This is a genomic window from Cellulomonas phragmiteti (genome assembly GCF_016862775.1).
In the GTDB taxonomy this organism is placed as follows: Bacteria; Actinomycetota; Actinomycetes; order Actinomycetales; family Cellulomonadaceae; genus Cellulomonas; species Cellulomonas phragmiteti.
The window spans coordinates 33,842-51,709 of sequence record NZ_BONP01000012.1 but is presented as its reverse complement, the minus strand read 5'-3'; the positions used below and the strand labels follow the sequence as shown (position 1 = coordinate 51,709).

The window sequence follows — 17,868 nt, the reverse complement described above, 5'->3', positions numbered from 1 at the left end:
GATGCTACCGGCCGGCGTCGCCCCCGGAGCATGCCCGGCGCGGCGGCCGACCGGCGTGGCCCGCGCGCACCGCGAGCCCCCGGGCGGCCACAATGTCGACATGGTCCTCGCACCGTCCGTGTCCTCGTCCATCACCGCCCGGCTGGAGGTGCAGGCGCGCCCCACGGCCGTCTCGGACCTCACGACCGCGATCGAGCGCGCCGGGGGGATCGTCACGGCGCTGGACGTCACGGCGTCGTTCCACGAGACGATGACCGTCGACGTCACGTGCGCGACGCGGGACACCGCCCACGCCGCCGACGTCGTCGCGGCCCTCGAGGGCCTCGACGGCGTGGTCGTGCAGCGCGTCTCCGACCGGACGTTCCTCATGCACCTCGGCGGCAAGCTCTCGATCGAGTCGAAGGTGCCGCTGCGCAACCGCGACGACCTGTCGATGGCGTACACGCCGGGCGTGGCGCGGGTGTGCCAGGCCATCGCCGAGCACCCCGAGGACGCCCGGCGCCTGACCATCAAGCGCAACACGATCGCGGTGGTCACGGACGGCACCGCCGTCCTCGGCATGGGGGACATCGGCCCGCTGGCGGCGCTGCCGGTGATGGAGGGCAAGGCCGTCCTGTTCAAGCGGTTCGCGGACATCGACGCGTTCCCGATCTGCCTGGACACGACCGACGTCGACCGCATCGTGGAGACGGTGGTCGCGATCGCGCCCGTGTTCGCGGGCATCAACCTCGAGGACATCTCGGCACCGCGCTGCTTCGAGATCGAGCGGCGGCTGCGCGAGCGGCTCGACATCCCGGTGTTCCACGACGACCAGCACGGCACGGCGATCGTGGTGGTCGCGGCGCTGAGCAACGCGCTGCAGGTCGTCGGCAAGCGCGTCGGCGACGTGCGGGTCGTCATGTCCGGGGCGGGGGCCGCGGGCACCGCGGTCCTCAAGCTGCTGCTCGCGGCCGGCGTGCGCGACGTGGTCGTCGCCGACGTCGACGGCGTGATCCACCGCGACCGGCCGGGTCTGAGCCCGTCCCTGCGCTGGACGGCGGAGGCCACCAACCAGCGCGGCGTCACCGGCACGCTGCGCGACGCGGTCGCGGGGGCGGACGTGTTCATCGGCCTGTCGGCGCCCGACGTCATCACGGGGCAGGACGTGTCGCGCATGGCGCCGGACGCGATCGTCTTCGCGCTCGCCAACCCGCGCCCCGAGGTCGACCCCGACGAGGCCGCGCAGTACGCGGCGGTCGTCGGGACCGGGCGCTCGGACTTCGCGAACCAGATCAACAACGTGCTGGCGTTCCCGGGCGTGTTCCGCGGCCTGCTCGACGCGCAGTCGCGCAGCGTGACGGAGTCCATGCTGCTGGCCGCGGCGCACGCGCTGGCGTCGGTGGTCCACCCGGACGAGCTCAACCCGACGTACATCGTCCCCAGCGTCTTCAACCCCGAGGCGACGACGGCGGTCGCCGCCGCGGTGCGCGCCGCCGCCGAGTCGGAGGCCGGTCACGTGGCGGCCCGCCCGGAGACCGGAGCGATCGCCACCGTCCGGTACACCGGGGCCTGAACGCACGCGACCCCGGCGAGGAGGTGTCCTCGCCGGGGTCGCGTCCGCGGTCGTGCGCCGCGCTCAGCCCTTGACCGAGCCGAGCATGATGCCGGACACGAAGTACCGCTGGACGAACGGGTAGATGCACAGGATCGGGATGATGGTGAGGATCATCGTCACCGCCTGGATGTTCGCCGAGATCGCCTCCTTGGTGGACCCGGCGGCCGCCGCGCCCTGGGAGGCCGTCGACGAGGCACCCGCGATCATGTTGCGCAGGTACAGCGTCACCGGGAACAGCTCCTGCTTGTCGAGGTACAGGAACGCCGCGAACCAGTCGTTCCAGATCGCCACCGAGTAGAACAGGATCATCGTCGCCAGGACCGCCTTGGACAGCGGCAGGACGATGCGGCGGAAGATCCCCCACCAGCCGAGCCCGTCGACCTTCGCGGCCTCCTCGAGCTCCGAGGGCATGTTCTCGAAGAACGACTTCATGACCAGCAGGTTGAACACCGAGATCGCACCGGGCAGCACGACGGCCCACATCGTGTTCTTCAGACCGAGGGTCTGGATGAGCACGTAGTTGGGGATCAGACCGCCGTTGAAGAACATCGTGAACACGGCGATGCCGATGAGGACGTTGCGCCCGCGCAGCGCCTTGCGTGCCAGGACGTAGGCGAGCAGCGTCGTCAGCACCATGGCGATGGTGGTGCCGACCAGCGTGTACACCACGGTGTTGCGGTACGACGACCAGAACAGGTCGTTCGCGATGACGACGCGGTACGTGTCGACGTTGAAGCCGATCGGCACGACGTTGACCAGGCCGGCCTTGACCGCGCCGGCGCTGCTGAACGACTGCGCCAGCACCGTGACGAACGGGTAGAGCATGAACCCGCAGAGCACGACGAGGAACGAGCCGTTGAACCACGTGAACGCCTTGTAGCCCTTGGAGTCACGCGGCCCGATGGACATGCCGCCGCCGGACGACGGCGCGGTGAGTGCGCTCTGGGTCACCACAGGCTTGCTCCTACCACTCGGCGCGACAGGAAGTTCGCGGAGAGGATCATGACGAGGCCGATGATCGCCTGGAACAGGCCGATGGCCGTCGCGTAGCTGAAGTTGTTCGAGACCAGGCCCACCCGGTACAGGTACGTCGAGACGACGTCGCCGGTGGAGTAGGTGAGGGGGTTGTACAGCAGCAGGACCTTCTCGAACCCGACGTTGAGGAACAGGCCGATGTTGAGGATCAGCAGCGTGATCATCGTCGGGCGGATGCCCGGCAGCGTGACGTGCCACGTCTGCCGCCAGCGGTTGGCGCCGTCGATGCGGGCGGCCTCGTAGAGCGAGGAGTCGACCGTGGTGAGGGCCGCGAGGTAGAGGATCGTGCCCCACCCGACGGTCTGCCAGATCTCGGACCCGACGTACACGGTCCGGAACCACTCGGAGCGCTGCAGGAACGGGATGGCCTCGCCGCCGAAGGCCTCGATCAGCTGGTTCACCGTGCCCTGGAGGGACAGCAGCTGCATGACCATGCCGACGACGATGACGACCGACAGGAAGTGCGGCAGGTAGGAGATCGACTGCACGACGCGCTTGAACGCCCGCTGGCGCACCTCGTTGAGCAGCAGGGCCAGGACGATCGGCAGCGGGAAGCAGAAGAGCAGCGTCAGGCCACCGAGGATGACCGTGTTGCCGAAGACGTTCCAGAAGTTCGGGTCGTTGAGGAAGAGCTCGACATAGCGCATCCCGACCCACTCGTCGCCGATGATGCTGCCGCCCGGCCGGAACCGGCGGAACGCGATGATGTTGCCGAACATCGGGATGTACCGGAACACGAGCAGGAACAGCACCGGCACCAGGGCCATCGCGTAGAGCACCCAGTCGCGACGCAGGGTGTGCCCCCACCCGATCTTGCGTGTCGGCGGGCGCGTGGTGCCGCGGACCGCCTCGTCCTCGACCGTCGAGGGGACGGGTCCCCCCGATGCCGTGACCGTGGTCGCGAAGGCGTCACCCGTCGCGTGAGCTGCGCTCATTTCTCACTCCTTCGTGAGCGGATCGGCGGTGCGGTGGGCCGGCCCCGTGGGGACCGGCCCACCGCACCTCGTCGAGCGTGGGCTCAGCCGTTGTTCCCGGCGGCGCGCTCACGAGCGCCGTTGATCAGGTCCATGTAGTTCGACAGACCCTGGCCCTCGAGCTGGGACACGAAGGAGTCCCACTCCGAGAGGTCGCGCTGCCCGAGGATGAACTCGAGCGTCGCCGTGTCGACCGTGTCCTTGAGCGGGGTCCCCAGCAGCGAGGACTGCTCGAGCTCGGCCTCGTCGAGCGGGTGCGGCGGGAACGGGTCGCGCGGCGTCCGGTTCGACTGCACGTCGTCGATGTACTCGACGAACGCCGGGACGTTGTAGGACTCCTTGAGCTCGCGCGACTCGGTCGACCCGGCGAAGACGTCGTTGGCGTACCCGAGGTCCTTCTTGAGGTCGATCGTGCCGGACGGGTTCAGGTTGAGGCCCGCGAACGTGATGTCGGGCTCCAGCGTGTAGTTGCCCTCGGCGTCCTTGGTGTAGTGCTCGCCCTCGACGCCCCACTGGATGAGCTCACGTGCCTCGGGGTTGTAGTACAGCCAGTCGGTGAACCCGAGCAGGTCGCAGAAGTTCGGGTCGTTCACCGCGTCGGAGGTGAGCATGAACCCGTTCCAGAAGTTGCGGGGCTCGACGACCATGCCGGCAGGGCCGCCCGGGGGCGCGATCTGCACGAGCTCGAAGTCCGTGACGCCGGCCGCCTCGAGAGCGGTCGAGAACTCCTGCACGGTCCACGAGCCACCCGAGGCCGCGAACACGCGCTCGGCGGCGAACTTCTCGGTCACCGTGCCGCCACCGTCGTTGGACGCCGTGAACGACTCGGTGTCGAGCAGGCCGTTCTCGGCCAGCCCGTTGAAGTACGTCACCATGTCCTTGTAGCCGTCGGTGGTCGCGGCGTAGACGAACTCGCCCGCGTCCTCGTCCCACCAGGCGCCGTCACCGAAGCCCCAGCCACCGACCGTGCCGAAGGCGTGGGCCGCGTAGTTGATCATCGACTGGCCCTCGAAGCCGTCGGCCAGCGGCTGGCTGTCCGGGTAGGCGGCCTTGATGAGCTCGAGGCCCTCCTGCAGGTCCTCCCAGGTCTCGGGCGCCGGAGCGCCGACCTCGTCGAAGACGTCCTTGCGGATGATCAGCGTGAAGACGGGGACCGAGACCTCCTGGAGGCCGGGCGTCATGTAGTACTTGCCGTCCTCCTGCCGCAGGTCGTTGACCATGTCTGTCAGGTCCCACTCCTCCATGTACTTCTGGAAGTTGGGCATGTAGTCGACGTAGTCGCTCAGCGGCACGACCGCGCCGGAGGCGGCGAACTGGCGCTCCTCGCCCGTGTACACGAGCGGGATGATCTGCGGCGCGTCGCCGGCGCTGATGAGCAGGCTGCGCTTCTCGGTCGCGTCGCTGAACGGGATGTTCGTCAGGTTCAGCCGGACGTTGGTCCGCTCCTCGATCTCGTCGAAGAAGTCCCAGCTGTCGGTGATCGGGTAGTCGGCCCAGTCCGTCCACAGCAGCGAGAACTCGCGCGGCTCCGCGGCCTTCCACGGCTGGTCGGCGACCGCCTCGGTCGAGCACTCCAGGTCCGCGGGCTCGCCGTCCGCGTTCGTGGACCCGCCGTCACTGCCGCCGCAGGCGGCCAGTGCCAGCGCGCCGACCACCGTCAGCGCACCGACGGCACGCGCCGAGCGCGTCCGTCGTCCCATCATGTGTCCCGCACGTGCCATCAGGGCTCTCCTCTTCGAGATCCGTCCCAGGCGACGACCCGGGCGTTGGAGCAGGGAACGAGCACCGCCGACGCCGAGCGATGTGCCACTCTGCGTCACCGGCCCGGGGGGCCCGTCAGCACCCTTGCCGACGACCTCCGGTGTCACCGGTCGATGCACCAGGATTAACGATACATCTGCCGATGTGCCGGGACGCTACGAGCCCCGGTGGGGCCCCGTCAAGCACCTGCGATAACGAACAGATGACGACTGATCGTGGAATCGCTCCCCCGGGTCGGACGGCCCAGCACGGACCCCCGACCTGCGCCGTCGCACGACCTCGCGGCGCACCCGTGCGCGGGCACGCCGACGCGCCGCCGTCACGAGGGGGGGCCGTGACGGCGGCGCGCGGCCGCTGGGGTTCAGGCGAAGAGCGCGGACGCCTTGATGACGGTCTGGGCGATGCCGTAGGCGAGCAGGGAACCCACCACGACCCACAGCGCGATCGCCAGGGCACGGACGGGGGCGGAGCCCCCGGCGGCGGGCTCGGTCAGGGCGGCGGTGTCGTTGGCGTCCAGGGGCTGGTCGCTGGTCATCAGGACTCCTCGGTGACGACGCCGACGGGGACGCGGTCGGCCTGGGGGACGACGAGCGCGGGGGTCTCCGGCTCGTGGAAGCGGGCCGCGACGGGCCGGACGAGCATGTTGGCGACGAAGCCCACGACGAGCACGCCGCACATCGTCACGAGCGACGGCAGGTAGAGCGCCGCACCGGTCACGCCCTGCGCGCTGCGGGCGTCGGCGATGCCGTTGACGATCAGCGGACCGGCGATGCCGGCGGCGGACCACGCCGTCAGGAGACGACCGTGGATCGCGCCCACCTCGAGCTGGCCGAACAGGTCCTTGAGGTACGCGGGGATCGTCGCGAAGCCGCCGCCGTAGAAGCTGACGATGACGAACGTCAGCGCGACGAACAGGCCGACGGCCGACGCCCCGAGGGCGGCGAGGAAGGCGTACAGCACGGCGCCGACGCCGAGGTACATGATGTAGGTCCGTTTGCGGCCGAGCTTGTCCGAGGTCGTCGACCACACGAAGCGGCCACCCATGTTCGCCAGCGACAGCAGCCCGACGAACCCGGCGGCGGTCGCGGCGGTGACCGCGGGGAAGAAGTCCTGGATCATCGGCGAGGCCTGCTCGAGGATGCCGATGCCGGCGGTGACGTTGGTGAACAGCACGATCCACAGCAGGTAGAACTGCGGCGTCCGCACGGCGTTGCCGACACGGACGTCGGCGTGCGACTGCATGGCGTTCGCACCGCGCGCCGGCGGCGTCCAGCCGGCGGGCCGCCAGCCCGGCGCGGGGACCCGGATCATCGCCGCGCCGCAGGTCATGAGGACCGCGTACACCGCGGCGAGCGTGAGCATCGTCGGGACGATCGCCTGCGCCGGCGTCGGGGCGTAGGCCTCGAGCAGGCGCGCGGTCAGGGGCGAGGCGACGAGCGCACCGCCGCCGAAGCCCATGATCGCCAGGCCGGTGGCCAGACCGGGACGGTCCGGGAACCACTTGATGAGGGTCGACACCGGCGAGATGTAGCCGATGCCGAGGCCGATGCCGCCGATGAGTCCGTAGCCGAGGTAGACGATCCACAGCTGGCCGAGCTGCACGCCGAGCGCGGCGACGAGGAAGCCGCTCACCCAGCAGACCGCGGACAGCGCCATCGCCTTGCGCGGGCCGTTGCGCTCCATCCACTTGCCGCCGAACGCGGCCGACAGGCCGAGCATGACGATCGCCATCGAGAAGATCACGGCCACCGACGTGTGGCTCGTCCCGAACCGCTCCAGCAGCGGGTTCTTGAAGACGGAGAACGCGTACACCTGCCCGATCGACAGGTGCACCGCGAGCGCAGCCGGCGGCACCAGCCACCGGTTGTAGCCGCGCGGGGCGACGGTCCGACTCTTGTCCAGCACCCTCATCAGGTCCTCCCACCTCGGTGCCCACGGTCGGGCGTGAGCCACATCGTGGCGTCGCGCACCGCGCATCCCGGGGGACCAACGTCACGAGACCGGCCGTCCACGGGGCCGTGCCCGTGCCCCGCGCCCGGGCGGCGGGGGCTCGCGCGTGACCAAGGTCCCGAAGGCCCCGCACCCGGCCGGCCCGCGCGCCCACGAGGCGCGCGGGCGACGAGCGCCCTAGCGTGGCTACCAGGCGTCGCACGGTGCGCCGCCGTGACCCGAGGAGCACGCGTGAGCACGACGGACCCGACCCGCCCCGGCGACGACCCGGGCACGGGCGACGGGGTGACGGGACCGGCCGGGACGGGCGACCCGGACGCCGGCCGCCACGCCGTGCAGCGCCCCGCGCCGACGCCGCCCACCGACCCCGCGCCGACGCCGCCCCGCACCGGTCCGACGCCCGTGACCACCTCGCCCGCGGGCGACGAGCGGCCCGCGGCGCCGGCCGGGTCGACCCCGCCCGTGACCCCCGGGACCCCCGGGACCGCCGACGACGACCACGGCACGGCCGGGCCGCGCCCGAGCGACGACGCCGGGCGGCGCCCGGCCGACGACCCCGGGCCGCGCGCGAGCGACGACGACGAGCTGTTCCCCGACCCGCACGCACCCCGCACGCCGCACCTGGGCAGCCACGTGCTCGGTGCGCTCGTCGGCCTGCTGCTCTCGCTGCCGGCCGCCGGGGTCCTCCTGCTGGGCCAGAGCCGCATCCTCGTGGTCCAGCACGACGGCTGGGACGCGTCCCTGGAGCTCCTGGGCATCGTGCTCGTCAGCGCCGGGGCCCTGCTCCTGGCCGCCCTGCTCGCGCTGGGGCTGTGGTCCGCGGCGGTCCCCGTGACGGCCGGTCTGGTGCTGGGCGGGGTGGGCGGGCTGCAGCTGTACGCCCCGGGGATCGCCCGCGCCGCCGCGCTCGACATCGTGGGGGCCGACGCGTGGGACCTGACCACGACGCAGGTGAACGTCGCCGGGACGTCGGGCACGACGATCACGGTCGGGGTGCTGCTGCTCGCGGGTGGTGTGGTCATCGCGCTGGCGCGTCGCCACGGCGTGCGGCTCGGCGCGTTCCGCGAGCGCAACCGGGCGGCCTGACGGCGTCGCCGCAGCCCAGCACGGTGCGCGAGGTGCGCATCCGGGACTAAGGTCCGTGACGAGGACCGCACTGGTCAGCCCACCGTCGCACCGAAGCCGCTGCGTAGGAGACACCGTGACCGAACAGCCTGCCGCCCCCACGTCGACCGGTGACGCGGTCGTCCCCCCGGGGAGCCCCGGCCTGGAGAACCTCCTGACGGAGGAGCGCCGCTTCCCGCCGTCGCCGGAGTTCGCCGCCCAGGCCAACGCGACGCCCGACGCCTACGCGTGGGCGAACGCGGACCGCCCCGGCTTCTGGGCGGACCAGGCGCGCGAGCTGGTCTCGTGGTCCACGCCGTTCACGCAGACGCTCGACTGGTCCGACGCGCCGTTCGTGCGGTGGTTCGCCGACGGTCGGCTCAACGCCGCGTACAACGCGGTGGACCGGCACGTCGAGGCGGGCCACGGCGACCGTGTCGCCCTGCACTTTGAAGGCGAGGGCGGCGACACGCGCACGCTGACGTACGCGGACCTGCAGCGCGAGGTGTCCAAGGCCGCCAACGCGTTCGCCGCGCTGGGTGTCGGTACCGGCGACCGGGTCGCGATCTACCTGCCGCTCATCCCCGAGGCCGTCATCACGATGCTCGCGTGCGCCCGGATCGGCGCGCCGCACTCCGTGGTGTTCGGCGGGTTCTCCGCCGAGGCCCTGAGCTCACGCATCCTCGACGCCGAGGCCACCCTCGTGGTCACGGCCGACGGCGGGTTCCGCCGCGGCAAGCCCTCGGCGCTCAAGCCGGCCGTCGACGAGGCGCTGGCGAAGGGTGCGCCGAGCGTGTCGCACGTGATGGTCGTGCGGCGCACCGGGCAGCCGGTCGACTGGACGGACGGGCGCGACGTCTGGTGGCACGAGGCGGTGGACGCGGCGTCCGCCACGCACGCACCGGTCGACGTCGAGGCCGAGCACCCGCTGTTCATCCTCTACACGTCGGGCACGACCGGGAAGCCCAAGGGCATCTTCCACACCACCGGCGGCTACCTCACCCAGGCCGCGTACACGCACCTCAACGTGTTCGACCTCAAGCCGGAGACGGACGTGTACTGGTGCACGGCCGACGTCGGCTGGATCACGGGGCACACGTACGTGGTCTACGGGCCGCTGCTCAACGGCGCCACGCAGGTCATCTACGAGGGGACCCCGGACACCCCGCACCGGGGCCGCTGGTGGGAGATCGTGCAGAAGTACGGCGTGACGATCCTCTACACCGCGCCCACCGCGATCCGGACGTGCATGAAGTGGGGCGCCGAGATCCCCGAGCAGTTCGACCTGTCGTCGCTGCGCGTGCTCGGGTCGGTGGGCGAGCCGATCAACCCCGAGGCGTGGATGTGGTACCGCCGCGTCATCGGCGGGGACCGCACCCCGATCGTCGACACGTGGTGGCAGACCGAGACGGGCGCGATCATGATCAGCCCGCTGCCCGGCGTCACCGAGACCAAGCCGGGGTCGGCGCAGGTCCCGCTGCCCGGCATCGCCGCGGACGTCGTCGACGACGACGCGCAGCCGGTCCCGAACGGCGGCGGCGGGTACCTCGTCCTCACCGAGCCGTGGCCCTCGATGCTGCGCGGCATCTGGGGCGACCCCGACCGGTACAAGGACACCTACTGGTCCCGGTTCCGGAACATCTACTTCGCCGGGGACGGGGCGAAGAAGGACGACGACGGCGACATCTGGCTGCTCGGACGGGTCGACGACGTCATGAACGTCTCCGGCCACCGGCTGTCGACCACCGAGATCGAGTCGGCGCTCGTGTCGCACCCGTGGGTCGCGGAGGCGGCCGTCGTGGGGGCGACGGACGAGACGACGGGCCAGGCGGTCGTGGCGTTCGTCATCCTGCGCGGGGACGTCGCCGAGGGGCACGCCGCCGACGCCGCGACGGTGCAGGAGACGCTGCGCACGCACGTGGCCAAGGAGATCGGCCCCATCGCCAAGCCGCGTCAGATCCTCGTGGTCGCCGAGCTGCCCAAGACGCGGTCCGGCAAGATCATGCGGCGGCTGCTGCGCGACGTGGCCGAGCACCGGCAGGTCGGGGACGCGACGACGCTCGCGGACTCCTCGGTCATGGACCTCATCGCCCAGGGCCTGGCGACGCCCGCGGCGGCCTCGCAGGACTGAGCGCCGGGGCGACGTCCCAGGGGCGCGTCGGCGAAGCGCTTGCGCGGATCCGACGGTGAAACGCTTCGCCGATGGAGGACGCCGGGGCCCGCTGGTTGTCTGACCGCCGCACCCCGCGTGCGCCGGACGGCGCCGACGGGCACCCGGACACCTTCGCGGAACGAGGACGTCGATGAGGACCACCACCCTGCGCGCCGCAGCCGCCTGCGGCGCCGCCCTCCTGGCGGTCGGCGGGATCACCGCCGTCGCCACCACCGCCACCGCGGCCGACCCCGTCGGCCTGCACATCTCCGGCACGCAGCTCGTCGAGCAGGACGGCACGCCGTTCGTCGCGCGCGGTGTGAGCCACGCGCACACCTGGTACACGTCGCAGACGCCGACCGCCCTCCCGGCGATCCGCGCCGCGGGCGCCAACGCCGTGCGCGTCGTGCTGTCCGGCGGCCGGTGGACGGCCAACGGCGCGTCCGACGTCGCGGGCGTCATCGCGCTGTGCAAGGCGAACCAGCTCGTCTGCATGCTCGAGAACCACGACACCACGGGCTACGGCGAGCAGACGGGCGCCGTCGGCCTGGACGCCGCGGCCGCCTACTGGGTCGGGCTGCGGTCCGTCCTGCAGGGCACCGAGGACTTCATCCAGATCAACATCGGCAACGAGCCCACCGGCAACAACGAGCCGCAGGTCACGCGCTGGACCGCGGACACCGCCGCGGCGATCCGCACGGTGCGCGCCGCCGGCCTGCGGCACAACATCGTCGTGGACGCACCCAACTGGGGCCAGGACTGGAAGGGCGTCATGCGGGACACCGCCGCGACCGTCGCCGCGGCCGACCCCGAGGGCAACACGCTCTTCTCCGTGCACATGTACGGCGTGTACGCGCAGGCCTCGACGATCACGTCGTACCTCGACGCGTTCGCGGCGCAGGGCCTGCCGCTGGTCATCGGCGAGTTCGGGCACGACCACTCGGACGGCAACCCCGACGAGGCGACGATCATGCGCGAGGCCGTCGCGCGCGGCATCGGGTACTACGGGTGGTCGTGGTCCGGCAACAGCGGCGGCGTGGAGTACCTCGACATGGTCACCGCCTTCGACCCGGCGCGGAAGACCGCCTGGGGCACCCTGATCTTCGACGGCGCGAACGGCATCCGGGCGACGGCACGCACCGCCACCTTCTTCACCGGCGCGACGCCGACGCCGACCACGTCGCCCACGCCGACCACGTCGCCCACGCCGACGCCGACGCCCACCCCGACACCCACGCCCACACCCACGACGTCACCGACGCCCACTCCCACCCCCACGCCCACGAGCACGCCGGGCGGGGCGTGCACCGCCCGGCTCACGGTGTCCAACGCGTGGCCCGGCGGCTTCCAGGGCACGGTCGACGTCACGGCCGGTGCCGGCGCGCTGTCCGGCTGGACCACGTCGTTCACGCTGCCGGCCGGTGCGTCGGTCGCGCAGGGCTGGAGCGCCACGTTCAGCGGCACGGGCAGTGCGGTGACCGCGTCGAACGCCGCGTGGAACGGCAGCCTCGCCGCCGGCCAGACCGCCACCTACGGGTTCATCGGCTCCGGGACCGCACCGACCGGCACGGTCGCGGTGAGCTGCCGCTGACCCGCCCCTGACCGGGCGCGCGACGACGCGCGTCCACCGTCGGCCCCGTCCTTCCCCCCCCGGGCGGGGCCGACGCCTTCCCCGGTCACCAGCCCAGGGCGCGGCGCAGCCGCCGGGCCGCCTCGCGACCGGCCCGGGTGGCGCCGATCGTCGAGGCGCTCGGCCCGTACCCGACCAGCTGGACCCGCGGCTCGGCCACCACCTCCGTGCCGTCCATCACGATCCCGCCCCCGGGCGCGCGCAGCCCCAGCGGCGCGAGGTGGTCGAGCGACGCGCGGAAGCCGGTCGCCCACAGGACCGTGCGGGCCTCGACGAGGGGCGGCCCGTCGACCCAGCCGTCGACGGCCGGGGCCGTCGACCCGGGATCCCAGGCGACGCCGTCCGGCACCAGGCGCGAGAACACCGGGCGCGCGCGCAGCACGCCGGACTCGATGCCGGCGCGGTACTCCGGGGTCAGCGGCAGCCCCGTCACCGACACGACCGACTCCGGTACCAGGCCCGCGGCGACGCGCTCGTGGACCCGCCCGACGGCCTCGCGGCCCAGCTCGGGCGTGAACTCCTCGTCGAGCCAGGCGGGCGGTCGTCGGGTGACCCAGGTGGTCGTCGTGACCTGCGCGACCTGCAGCAGCAGCTGGACGGCGGACGTCCCGCCCCCCACCACCACCACGTGCCCGTCGGCCAGGTCCGACGCCGCCCGGAAGTCCCGCGTGTGCAGCTGCCGGCCGCGGAACTGCGCCCGCCCCGGGTAGGCGGGCCAGAAGGGCCTGCCCCACGTGCCGGACGCGTTGACCAGCCCCCGCGCCGCCCACACCACGACCTCCTCGGGGTGGTCGACGTGGCGCGTCGTCACGAGGAACCGGCGGTCGTCGCCGTCACCGGACCGCTCGACGCGGGCCACGCGCACGGGCCGCTGCACGTTGAGCCCGAAGGCCTCCTCGTACTGCGCGAAGTAGTAGGGCACCGCGTCGGCCGCGGGCTCGGCGGGGTCGGCGATCGTCAGCGGCATGCCCGGCAGGTCGTGGACCCGGTGGGCGTCCGCCATGGTCAGCGACCGCCAGCGGTGCTGCCAGGCCCCACCGGCCCGCGGGTTCTCGTCCAGCACGACGAAGGTGCCGCGCGCCCGCTCCCACCCGGCCGAGCCGACCGGGACCAGCCCGGTGCGGTGCAGGTGGTACGCCGTCGCCAGGCCGGCCTGCCCGGCACCCACCACGACGACGTCGACGTCGACCGTGCGCGGGCCGCGGGGGTCCCGTCGCGCACGTCTCCCCGCGGCGGCGGGGGCGGCGGCTGCGGGACGGGGCATGACGCGACCACGCTACCGGCTGAGGCGGGCGCGGCGAGGCTCGCCCACCCGTCCGGCGCAGGGGACGCGACGGATCACCCCGCTGCCCGGCCCGGCCGCGGGCGGTCCGTGATGGGATGGACGCATGTCGTCCGACATCGAGGTCCCGACGTCGCTCGCCGCCGTCACCGGTCCGCTGCCGCCCGGTGCGGCGGACGCCGTGCGCGCGCTGCACCACGAGGCCGCGCGCGTGGACCGCGTGCCGCCGCTGTCCGAGCAGCCGCTGCTGTGGCTGGCCGACGACGAGGCGCCGGTCGTCCACCTGCTCGCGACCCGCGACGCCCCGGGCGGCGACGGCGACGGCGAGCTGGCCGGCTACGCCCAGCTCGACGTGGGCAGCTCGACCACCGTGCGCGCCGAGCTGGTCGTCGGACCGGCCCACCGCCGCCGCGGCGTGGCCCGTGCGCTGCTGGCGCGCGCGACGCAGGAGACGGACACCGTCGCCGGGCGGCGGCTGCACGTGTGGGCGCACGGCGACCTGCCCGCGGCCCGGGCCACCGCGGCCGCGGCCGGCCTGGTGGTGGTGCGCGAGCTGTGGCGCATGGCCGTGGACCTCACGCAGCACCCGCCCGCGGCGCCGCAGCTGCCGCCGGGCGTGGACGTGCGGCCGTTCGTGCCCGGCCAGGACGAGGAGGTGTGGCGGCGGGTGAACGCGCGCGCGTTCGCGCACCACCCCGAGCAGGGCCGCATGACGTCCGCCGACCTGCGGGCACGCGAGTCCGAGCCGTGGTTCGACCCGGCCGGGTTCCTGCTCGCCGAGCGCGACGGGCAGCTGCTCGGCTCGGTGTGGACCAAGGTGCACCCCGCGGGCGACGCCCCGGACGGCGACGCCGAGCAGGAGGTCGGCGAGATCTACGTGGTCGGCGTCGACCCGGACGCGCAGGGCCTGGGCATGGGCCGGGCCCTGACGGCGCTGGGCCTGGGGTACCTGCGCGACCGCGGCCTGCGCACCGTGATCCTCTACACCGGCGCCGAGAACACGGTCGCCGTGCACACCTACGAGCGCGCGGGGTTCGCGCGGACGGCCGTCGACGTCATGTACGGCCCGCCGGCCGCCGGGAGCCCGGCCCACGGCACGCCGCTCGTCCAGGTGAACGACGACGACACGACGAGTTCACCCAGCGATGCCACGATGGGCACATGACCGACGCCCCCCCGATCGATCCGGCGCTGGCCGAGCGGATCGCCGAGCACGTGGACACCCCCGACGAGGCCCCGCGCCCGCAGGACGAGGCGCTGCCCGACGACCGGTTCCTCGACCGCGAGCTGTCCTGGCTGGCGTTCAACCAGCGCGTCCTGGAGCTCGCCGAGGACGCCGACCTGCCGCTCCTGGAGCGCGTGCGGTTCCTCGCGATCTTCGCGTCCAACCTCGACGAGTTCTTCATGGTGCGCGTCGCGGGCCTCAAGCGCCGCATCGCGACCGGCATCGCCGTGACCGCCGCCTCCGGGCTGTCCCCCCGCCAGGTGCTCGAGTCGATCAGCGAGCGCGCGCACGCCCTCATGGAGCGGCACGCGCGGGTCCTCACGCAGGACGTGCAGCCGGCCCTCGCCGCCGAGGGCATCACGATCGTGCGCTGGGACGACCTGGGCGACGCCGAGCAGGACCGGCTCCACAAGTTCTTCCGCCGTCAGATCTTCCCGGTCCTCACGCCGCTGGCGGTCGACCCGGCGCACCCGTTCCCGTACATCTCGGGGCTGTCGCTCAACCTGGCCGTGAGCGTGGTGAACCCGGCGAGCGGCAAGGAGCACTTCGCGCGCGTCAAGGTGCCGCCGCTGCTCCCGCGCTACATCGCGGTCGACGCGGCGGGCCGCCCCTCGGCGCCCGTCCCGCAGACGGCGGCCCCCGAGCGCGGCCCGATGTCGTTCGTGCCCGTCGAGGACGTCATCGCCCAGCACCTGGACATGCTGTTCCCGGGCATGGAGGTCCGGGAGTTCCACACGTTCCGCATCACGCGCAACGAGGACTTCGAGGTCGAGGAGGACGACGCGGAGAACCTCCTCAAGGCGATGGAGAAGGAGCTGCTGCGGCGGCGGTTCGGCCCGCCGGTGCGCCTCGAGCTCGCCGAGGGCATCAGCCCGCGCGTGCGCAAGTTCCTGGTCCGCGAGCTCGGCATGTCCGAGGACGACGTGTACGAGCTCCCGGCGCCGCTGGACCACACCGGCCTGAGCGTCATCGCCGACCTGGACCGCCCCGAGCTGCAGTTCCCGCGGTTCGTGCCCGTGACGCACCGGCACCTCGCGGAGGTGGAGTCCGCGTCGCCGACGGACGTGTTCGCGGCGATCCGCGCCCGGGACATCCTGCTGCACCACCCGTACGACTCGTTCTCGACGTCGGTGCAGACGTTCCTCGAGCAGGCCGCGGCCGACCCCGCCGTGCTGGCCATCAAGCAGACGCTGTACCGCACGTCGGGCGACTCCCCCATCGTCGACGCCCTCATCGACGCGGCCCAGGCCGGCAAGCAGGTCCTCGCGCTGGTCGAGATCAAGGCGCGGTTCGACGAGCAGAACAACATCTCCTGGGCGCGCAAGCTCGAGCAGGCGGGCGTGCACGTCGTCTACGGGATCGTGGGCCTCAAGACGCACTGCAAGCTGTCCCTCGTCGTGCGGCAGGAGGCCGACGGGCTGCGCCGCTACAGCCACGTCGGCACGGGCAACTACCACCCGAAGACCGCGCGGCTCTACACCGACCTGGGGCTCCTGACGGCCGACCCGGACGTCGGCCAGGACCTCACGCGCCTGTTCAACCAGCTGTCGGGGTACGCACCGAAGTCCCGGTTCCACCGTCTGCTCGTGGCGCCCCGGTCGGTGCGCACCGGGCTGCTCGAGCGCATCGAGCGCGAGGCCGAGGCCGCGCGCCGCGGCGATCCGGCGTGGATCCGGATCAAGGTGAACTCGATGGTCGACGAGGCCATCATCGACGCGCTGTACCGCGCGTCGCAGGCGGGTGTGCCGATCGACATCAACGTGCGCGGGATCTGCGCGCTGCGCCCGGGCGTCCCCGGGGTCTCCGAGACGATCCGGGTGCGGTCGATCCTGGGGCGCTTCCTCGAGCACTCCCGGGTCTTCGCGTTCGCGCACACGGCCGGCACCACGGGCGAGGACGGGTTCGAGGGGCCGGAGGTGTTCATCGGGTCGGCCGACCTCATGCACCGCAACCTCGACCGACGTGTCGAGGCACTGGTGCGGGTCGCCGAGCCGGGGCAGGTCCGCGAGCTGGTCGAGTACGTCGAGGAGTCGATGGACGACGCGACGTCGTCCTGGCGGCTGCGGGCCGACGGTGAGTGGGTGCGGCACCACGCCGGACCGGACGGGCCGCTGGTGGACCTCCAGGAGGTGCTGATCCACCGCGCGAGGCGCCGTCCCGGCGCCGCCCGGTGATGGCGTCCGCCCCCTCCCCCGTCGAGGCGGCCGGGGCCCTGGTGTGGCGCGTGCGCGCCGGGCGCCTCCAGGTGGCCCTGGTGCACCGCCCGCGGTACCGGGACTGGTCGTGGCCCAAGGGCAAGCTCGACCCCGGGGAGAGCGCGCCCGTGGCCGCGGTCCGGGAGGTCGAGGAGGAGATCGGCCTGGACGTCGTCCTCGGGATCCCGCTGCCCGGGCTGGGGTACCGCCTGTCGGACGGGCGGCACAAGGTCGTCCACTACTGGGCGGCGCGGGCTGCGGGCCGCGGCGACGACGCTCCGCTCGGCGCCCGTCCGCCGGTCGCCCACGCCGACCGCACGGAGATCGACGGGTGGGAGTGGTTCGACGCGGACGACGCCGCGAAGCGCCTGACCCGGGGCGACGACCGCGGACCGCTGGACGCGCTGGTGGACGCCCACGGGCGCGGTCGGCTCGCCACCAGCGCCCTGGTGGTCGCGCGTCACGCGCAGGCGCGCAAGCGCAGCCAGTGGGACGGCACCGAGGACGACCGCCCGCTGACCGGCCTGGGCCTGCAGCAGGCCGAGCAGATGGTGCCGGTGCTGGCGGCGTACGGGGTCGGGCGGGTGCTGACGAGCCGGTGGGAGCGCTGCACCGCCACCGTGGCCCCGTACGCGGCCGCGTCCGGCATCGAGCCGCAGGTCGCCGACGGGTTGACGGAGGCGCGTCACGACGAGTCGCCCGCCCGCGTCGGGGCGATGGTCCGCGAGGCGATCGACGACCTGCGCGACACGGTGCTGTGCACGCACCGCCCCGTCCTGCCGACCGTGCTGGACGTGCTGGCCGAGCACAGCGGCCGCCACGTCGCCGACGCCCTGCCGCGCGAGAACCCGTTCCTCGCGCCGGCCGAGGTGCTCGTGGCGCACCGGGGTGTCACGCACCGCGGCGTGCGGGTGCTGGCGGTCGAGCTGCACACCTCGTCCGCGGTGGCGGGCTGAGGCGCTCGGC

General features: G+C 72.9%; 13 protein-coding genes. 7 read left to right on the top strand and 6 right to left on the bottom strand.

The features are described 5' to 3' along the window. Positions 1–100: 100 nt before the first annotated feature. Entirely contained in the window at positions 101–1,552 is a 1,452-nt protein-coding gene (locus tag Cph01nite_RS11335) for an NAD-dependent malic enzyme (protein WP_203674215.1), read from the top strand. 63 nt (positions 1,553–1,615) lie between these two features. Here Cph01nite_RS11335 and Cph01nite_RS11330 read toward each other — a convergent pair whose 3' ends face one another. The 5 genes from Cph01nite_RS11330 to Cph01nite_RS11310 all read right to left on the bottom strand — a co-directional run bounded on the left by Cph01nite_RS11330 (position 1,616) and on the right by Cph01nite_RS11310 (position 7,275). Beyond that, a complete protein-coding gene (locus Cph01nite_RS11330; RefSeq protein WP_373307571.1) occupies positions 1,616–2,548 on the bottom strand; it encodes a carbohydrate ABC transporter permease in 933 nt (310 codons plus the stop codon). Next, entirely contained in the window at positions 2,542–3,564 is a 1,023-nt protein-coding gene (locus tag Cph01nite_RS11325; RefSeq protein WP_203674213.1) for an ABC transporter permease, read from the bottom strand. Before Cph01nite_RS11325 ends, Cph01nite_RS11330 begins: the two co-directional genes overlap by 7 nt. Before the next feature lie 83 nt (positions 3,565–3,647). Continuing rightward, on the bottom strand, positions 3,648–5,324 hold the full coding sequence (locus Cph01nite_RS11320; protein WP_203674211.1) for an ABC transporter substrate-binding protein: 1,677 nt from the start codon (positions 5,322–5,324) through the stop codon (positions 3,648–3,650). 401 nt (positions 5,325–5,725) lie between these two features. Next, positions 5,726–5,899, bottom strand: coding sequence for an MFS transporter small subunit (locus Cph01nite_RS11315; protein WP_203674209.1), 174 nt, complete (start codon positions 5,897–5,899; stop codon positions 5,726–5,728). Then, positions 5,899–7,275, bottom strand: a complete 1,377-nt coding sequence (locus Cph01nite_RS11310) for an L-lactate MFS transporter (protein ID WP_203674207.1) — start codon at positions 7,273–7,275, stop codon at positions 5,899–5,901. Before Cph01nite_RS11310 ends, Cph01nite_RS11315 begins: the two co-directional genes overlap by 1 nt. Before the next feature lie 270 nt (positions 7,276–7,545). Here Cph01nite_RS11310 and Cph01nite_RS11305 point away from each other — a divergent pair, with 270 nt between their 5' ends. From Cph01nite_RS11305 to Cph01nite_RS11295, 3 genes are all read left to right on the top strand, one after another. Then, on the top strand, positions 7,546–8,400 hold the full coding sequence (locus tag Cph01nite_RS11305; protein ID WP_203674205.1) for a hypothetical protein: 855 nt from the start codon (positions 7,546–7,548) through the stop codon (positions 8,398–8,400). A 115-nt stretch (positions 8,401–8,515) separates the two neighbouring features. Continuing rightward, positions 8,516–10,549, top strand: coding sequence for an acetate--CoA ligase (gene acs / locus Cph01nite_RS11300; protein ID WP_203674203.1), 2,034 nt, complete (start codon positions 8,516–8,518; stop codon positions 10,547–10,549). Between the two features lie 172 nt (positions 10,550–10,721). Continuing rightward, positions 10,722–12,161 carry a cellulase family glycosylhydrolase gene (locus Cph01nite_RS11295; RefSeq protein ID WP_203674201.1) on the top strand — a complete coding sequence of 480 codons (1,440 nt, stop codon included), beginning with the start codon at positions 10,722–10,724 and terminating at the stop codon, positions 12,159–12,161. Positions 12,162–12,246: 85 nt separating this feature from the next. Here Cph01nite_RS11295 and Cph01nite_RS11290 read toward each other — a convergent pair whose 3' ends face one another. Then, positions 12,247–13,464: an NAD(P)-binding domain-containing protein gene (locus Cph01nite_RS11290; RefSeq protein ID WP_203674199.1), complete on the bottom strand. Its 1,218-nt coding sequence runs from the start codon at positions 13,462–13,464 to the stop codon at positions 12,247–12,249. 124 nt (positions 13,465–13,588) lie between these two features. On the opposite strand from Cph01nite_RS11290, the gene mshD reads away from it, so the two are divergent. The 3 genes from mshD to Cph01nite_RS11275 are packed head-to-tail and all read left to right on the top strand — an operon-like array spanning position 13,589 to position 17,858. Beyond that, positions 13,589–14,647, top strand: a complete 1,059-nt coding sequence (mshD, locus tag Cph01nite_RS11285) for a mycothiol synthase (RefSeq protein WP_203674197.1) — start codon at positions 13,589–13,591, stop codon at positions 14,645–14,647. Continuing rightward, positions 14,644–16,881 (top strand): RNA degradosome polyphosphate kinase, encoded by a 2,238-nt coding sequence (locus tag Cph01nite_RS11280; RefSeq protein ID WP_203674195.1) that lies wholly within the window; start codon positions 14,644–14,646, stop codon positions 16,879–16,881. Before mshD ends, Cph01nite_RS11280 begins: the two co-directional genes overlap by 4 nt. After that, positions 16,881–17,858, top strand: coding sequence for an NUDIX hydrolase (locus Cph01nite_RS11275; RefSeq protein WP_203674194.1), 978 nt, complete (start codon positions 16,881–16,883; stop codon positions 17,856–17,858). Before Cph01nite_RS11280 ends, Cph01nite_RS11275 begins: the two co-directional genes overlap by 1 nt. Positions 17,859–17,868 lie beyond the last annotated feature (10 nt).

What these genes read in the sequence shown, in the direction of transcription:
- Cph01nite_RS11295 (WP_203674201.1), top strand. Translation starts at nt 10,722, where the DNA reads ATGAGGACCACCACCCTGCGCGCCGCAGCCGCCTGCGGCGCCGCCCTC.
- Cph01nite_RS11275 (WP_203674194.1), top strand. Translation starts at nt 16,881, where the DNA reads ATGGCGTCCGCCCCCTCCCCCGTCGAGGCGGCCGGGGCCCTGGTGTGG.
- Cph01nite_RS11320 (WP_203674211.1), bottom strand. Translation starts at nt 5,324, where the DNA reads ATGGCACGTGCGGGACACATGATGGGACGACGGACGCGCTCGGCGCGT.
- Cph01nite_RS11290 (WP_203674199.1), bottom strand. Translation starts at nt 13,464, where the DNA reads ATGCCCCGTCCCGCAGCCGCCGCCCCCGCCGCCGCGGGGAGACGTGCG.
- Cph01nite_RS11310 (WP_203674207.1), bottom strand. Translation starts at nt 7,275, where the DNA reads ATGAGGGTGCTGGACAAGAGTCGGACCGTCGCCCCGCGCGGCTACAAC.
- Cph01nite_RS11335 (WP_203674215.1), top strand. Translation starts at nt 101, where the DNA reads ATGGTCCTCGCACCGTCCGTGTCCTCGTCCATCACCGCCCGGCTGGAG.
- Cph01nite_RS11325 (WP_203674213.1), bottom strand. Translation starts at nt 3,564, where the DNA reads ATGAGCGCAGCTCACGCGACGGGTGACGCCTTCGCGACCACGGTCACG.
- mshD (WP_203674197.1), top strand. Translation starts at nt 13,589, where the DNA reads ATGTCGTCCGACATCGAGGTCCCGACGTCGCTCGCCGCCGTCACCGGT.
- Cph01nite_RS11280 (WP_203674195.1), top strand. Translation starts at nt 14,644, where the DNA reads ATGACCGACGCCCCCCCGATCGATCCGGCGCTGGCCGAGCGGATCGCC.
- Cph01nite_RS11315 (WP_203674209.1), bottom strand. Translation starts at nt 5,899, where the DNA reads ATGACCAGCGACCAGCCCCTGGACGCCAACGACACCGCCGCCCTGACC.